The sequence below is a fragment of the Mesorhizobium sp. M0048 genome, assembly GCF_040323405.1.
Classification (GTDB): domain Bacteria; phylum Pseudomonadota; class Alphaproteobacteria; order Rhizobiales; family Rhizobiaceae; genus Mesorhizobium.
Window position 1 is genome coordinate 1 of sequence record NZ_JAMYUV010000100.1, and the last position, 5,293, is coordinate 5,293.

Consider the following 5,293-nt stretch of genomic DNA (forward strand, 5'->3'; position numbering starts at 1 on the left):
GGAAATTTCCGGTTTTCCCCCCCCCCCCGCGAAAATGTCCCCCCCCCTGGGTCAACCCGCGGGCCCATTGGTTCACTTTATTTTCGGTGTTCGCCGCGGGGCCGGGGGGGGCCCGCCCCGCCACTCCCATCACGTCTAGGGGAGGCTCATAGCGCGAAGAGTGCGAAAACCTCTTTCCTGAGGGCCGCAAACCGGCCTTCAGGAAACGGGTTTTCTCCCGTTTCTGGCCCACCGCCAATTGGTGGTGGGTGAAAAGACAAGAAGCCGCCGACAGGCGGCGGGCAACAAGACAGGGCCGCCAAGGTGGCCCGAGATGCAAGGCGAGCCGCGGCGAGGCTCGTCCCGAGAATTGAGCTAAGGAGCGACGATGGCCCAGACCCAGACTTTCAATGGCCGCAGACGCGTACGCAAGTTTTTCGGAAAGATCCCGGAAGTTGCGGAGATGCCGAACCTGATCGAGGTTCAGAAGGCATCCTATGACCAGTTCCTGATGGTGGAGGAGCCCAAGGGCGGGCGTCCTGACGAGGGGCTGCAGGCAGTTTTCAAGTCGGTCTTCCCGATTTCCGATTTTTCCGGCTCCTCGATGCTGGAATTCGTGAAGTACGAGTTCGAGGGACCGAAATTCGACGTTGACGAATGCCGTCAGCGCGACCTGACCTACGCGGCGCCGCTCAAGGTGACGCTGCGCCTCATCGTGTTCGATATCGACGAGGATACCGGCGCGAAGTCGATCAAGGACATCAAGGAGCAGGACGTTTACATGGGCGACATGCCGCTCATGACCTTGAACGGCACCTTCATCGTCAACGGCACCGAGCGCGTCATCGTCTCGCAGATGCACCGTTCGCCGGGCGTCTTCTTCGACCATGACAAGGGCAAGTCGCACTCGTCCGGCAAGCTTCTGTTTGCCGCGCGCGTTATTCCCTATCGCGGCTCATGGCTCGACATCGAGTTCGATAGCAAGGACGTCGTGCACGCCCGTATCGACCGCCGCCGCAAGATTCCGGTCACGTCGCTGCTGATGGCGCTCGGCATGGACGGCGAAGAGATCCTGTCGACCTTCTACAACAAGATCACCTACAAGCGCGCCGGCGACCATTGGCGTATCCCGTTCAACGTCGAGCGTTTCCGCGGCCTCAAGGCCGTTGGTGACCTGGTTGACGCCGACACCGGCGAGGTCGTCGTCGAGGCCGGCAAGAAGATCACTGCCCGCCAGGCCAGGGCGCTTGGCGAAAAGGGTCTCAAGGCGATCAAGGCGACCGACGAGGATCTGCTCGGCAACTATCTCGCCGAGGATATCGTCAACTATGCGACCGGTGAGATATTCCTCGAAGCCGGCGACGAGATCGACGAAAAGACGCTGAAAGTGCTGCTCGGCACCGGCGAGGACGAGATCAAGGTTCTCGACATCGACCATGTCAACGTCGGCGCCTATATCCGCAACACGCTCAACGTCGACAAGAACGAGAGCCGCCAGGACGCACTGTTCGACATCTATCGTGTCATGCGCCCGGGCGAGCCGCCGACGCTCGAGACCGCCGAAGCCATGTTCAACTCGCTGTTCTTCGACAGCGAGCGCTACGACTTGTCGGCCGTCGGCCGCGTCAAGATGAACATGCGCCTCGAGCTCAAGGCCGAGGACACCGTGCGCGTGCTGCGCAAAGAGGACATCCTGGCCGTGGTCAAGACGCTGGTCGAACTGCGCGACGGCAAGGGCGAGATCGACGACATCGACAATCTCGGCAATCGCCGCGTGCGCTCGGTCGGCGAGCTGATGGAGAACCAGTACCGCGTCGGGCTGCTGCGCATGGAGCGCGCGATCAAGGAACGCATGTCCTCGATCGAGATCGACACGGTGATGCCGCAGGACCTGATCAACGCCAAGCCGGCGGCTGCCGCCGTGCGCGAGTTCTTCGGTTCCTCGCAGCTGTCGCAGTTCATGGATCAGACCAACCCGCTGTCGGAGATCACCCACAAGCGCCGTCTTTCGGCGCTTGGACCGGGCGGTCTGACCCGCGAGCGTGCCGGTTTCGAAGTGCGCGACGTGCATCCGACGCATTACGGTCGCATCTGCCCGATCGAGACGCCGGAAGGCCCGAATATCGGCCTGATCAACTCGCTGGCGACCTTCGCGCGGGTCAACAAATACGGCTTCATCGAGAGCCCGTACCGCAAGATCGTCAATGGCAAGCTGACCAATGAGGTCGTTTACCTGTCGGCTATGGAAGAGGCCAAGCACCACGTCGCGCAGGCCAATGCCGAGCTCGACAAGAATGGTCATTTCGTCGACGAATTCGTCATTTGCCGCAACGCCGGCGAAGTGATGATGGCGCCGCGCGAAAACGTCGATCTGATGGACGTATCGCCGAAGCAGATGGTGTCGGTGGCCGCGGCCCTGATCCCGTTCCTCGAGAACGACGACGCCAACCGTGCGCTGATGGGCTCGAATATGCAGCGTCAGGCCGTGCCGCTGGTGCGCGCCGAAGCGCCGTTCGTCGGCACTGGCATGGAGCCGATCGTCGCCCGTGACTCGGGCGCCGCCATCGGCGCCCGCCGCGGCGGCATCGTCGACCAGGTGGACGCGACGCGTATCGTCATCCGCGCCACGGAAGATCTCGATCCCGGCAAGTCCGGCGTCGATATCTACCGGCTGATGAAGTTCCAGCGTTCGAACCAGAACACCTGCATCAACCAGCGTCCGCTGGTGCGCATGGGCGACCGGGTCAACAAGGGCGACATCATTGCCGACGGCCCGTCGACCGAGCTCGGCGATCTGGCCCTCGGCCGGAACGTGCTGGTCGCGTTCATGCCGTGGAACGGCTACAACTACGAGGATTCCATCCTTCTGTCCGAGCGCATCGTCGCCGACGACGTCTTCACCTCGATCCACATCGAGGAGTTCGAAGTCATGGCCCGCGACACCAAGCTCGGGCCGGAGGAGATCACGCGCGATATCCCGAACGTCTCGGAAGAAGCGCTGAAGAACCTCGATGAGGCCGGCATCGTCTACATCGGTGCGGAAGTGCAGCCGGGCGACATCCTGGTCGGCAAGATCACGCCGAAGGGCGAAAGCCCGATGACGCCGGAAGAAAAGCTGCTGCGCGCCATCTTCGGTGAAAAGGCCTCGGACGTGCGCGACACCTCGATGCGCATGCCTCCGGGAACCTTCGGGACCGTCGTCGAAGTGCGTGTCTTCAACCGCCACGGCGTCGAGAAGGACGAGCGCGCCATGGCGATCGAGCGCGAGGAGATCGAACGCCTCGCCAAGGACCGCGACGACGAGCAGGCGATCCTCGACCGCAACGTCTATTCGCGCCTTTCCGACGTTCTTGTCGGCAAGGAAGCGATTGCCGGGCCGAAGGGCTTCAAGAAGGGCTCGAAGCTGTCGAAGGACACGCTGGACGAGTATCCGCGTTCGCAGTGGTGGCAGTTTGCCGTGGAGAACGAAAAGCTCCAGAGCGAGCTGGAAGCCCTGCGTGGCCAGTACGACGATTCCAAGAAGGCGCTCGAGCAGCGCTTCATGGACAAGGTCGAGAAGGTGCAGCGCGGCGACGAAATGCCTCCGGGCGTCATGAAGATGGTCAAGGTCTTCGTGGCCGTGAAGCGCAAGATGCAGCCCGGCGACAAGATGGCCGGCCGGCACGGCAACAAGGGTGTCGTGTCGCGGATCGTTCCGGTCGAGGACATGCCTTTCCTCGAGGACGGCACGCATGCCGATATCGTGCTCAACCCGCTGGGTGTGCCGTCGCGCATGAATGTCGGCCAGATCCTGGAAACGCATCTGGGCTGGGCTTGCGCCGGAATGGGCAAGAAGATTGGCGATCTGATCGACGCGTACAAGACTGCGGGCGACATCAAGCCGCTGCGCAAGACGCTCGAGAGCTTCATGCCGGCCAACGACCGCAACGAGCCGATCCGCGAATATGACGACGAGAGCATCATTCGCCTCAGCGAGCAGATGCGCCGCGGCGTCTCCATCGCGACACCGGTGTTCGACGGCGCGCACGAGGCCGACATTAACATCATGCTGGAGCAGGCGGGCCTGCACACCAGCGGTCAGTCGCAGCTCTATGACGGACGCACCGGCGAGCCGTTCGATCGCAAAGTGACGATGGGCTATATATATATGCTCAAGCTTCACCACCTTGTGGACGACAAGATCCACGCGCGTTCGATCGGGCCGTACTCGCTCGTTACCCAGCAGCCGCTGGGCGGCAAGGCGCAGTTCGGTGGCCAGCGCTTCGGCGAGATGGAGGTCTGGGCGCTCGAAGCATACGGCGCCGCCTACACGCTGCAGGAGATGCTGACGGTGAAGTCGGACGACGTCGCCGGCCGCACCAAGGTCTACGAGGCGATCGTCAGAGGCGACGACACCTTCGAAGCCGGCATCCCCGAGAGCTTCAACGTTCTCGTCAAGGAAATGCGGTCTCTCGGCCTCAATGTCGAGCTGGAGAACACCAAACTCGACGACAACCCGATCCGGCTGCCCGACGCGGCCGAATAAGCAAGACGCTCGGTCGCGGGAGAGGGCTCTCGCGACCGGGGCGCACCCAAATTCTTCGGCCGATGGCCGATCAAGTCGGCGGGCGTTTGGCCCGCGCTAGATGCAAGGGGTTTCGAGGACCCCGAAAAGGAGAACGGCATGAACCAAGAGGTCATGAATCTCTTCAATCCCCAGGCGCCCGCGCAGGTGTTCGATTCCATCAGGATCTCGCTTGCCAGCCCTGAGAAGATTCTGTCCTGGTCGTTCGGCGAGATCAAGAAGCCGGAGACCATCAACTACCGCACCTTCAAGCCGGAGCGTGACGGTCTGTTCTGCGCGCGCATTTTTGGTCCGATCAAGGACTATGAGTGCCTGTGCGGCAAGTACAAGCGCATGAAGTACAAGGGCGTCATCTGCGAGAAGTGCGGCGTCGAAGTCACGCTGTCGCGCGTCCGCCGCGAGCGCATGGGCCATATCGAACTGGCGGCACCGGTCGCCCATATCTGGTTCCTGAAGTCGCTGCCGTCGCGCATCGGCACGCTGCTCGACATGACGCTGAAGGACATTGAGCGGGTCCTCTACTTCGAGAACTACATCGTCACCGAACCCGGCCTCACCGCGCTGAAGGAGCACCAGCTGCTCAGCGAGGAAGAGTACATGATGGCCGTCGACGAGTATGGCGAGGACTCGTTCACCGCCATGATCGGCGCCGAGGCGATCCACGACCTTCTGGCCGGCATGGACCTCGAGAAGATCGCCGGCGATCTGCGTTCGGAACTGGCTTCGACCACCTCCGAGCTCAAGCAGAAG

The 5,293-nt window shown here is 62.3% G+C and carries 1 protein-coding gene and 1 pseudogene; both read left to right on the forward strand.

Translation table 11 applies throughout. The features are described from left to right. The first annotated feature begins 367 nt into the window (after positions 1-367). On the forward strand, positions 368-4,504 hold the full coding sequence (rpoB, locus tag NKJ84_RS32695) for a DNA-directed RNA polymerase subunit beta (RefSeq protein WP_352509951.1): 4,137 nt from the start codon (positions 368-370) through the stop codon (positions 4,502-4,504). Between the two features lie 138 nt (positions 4,505-4,642). Then, positions 4,643-5,293 (forward strand): annotated as a pseudogene (locus tag NKJ84_RS32700) (DNA-directed RNA polymerase subunit beta'); the annotation flags it as partial.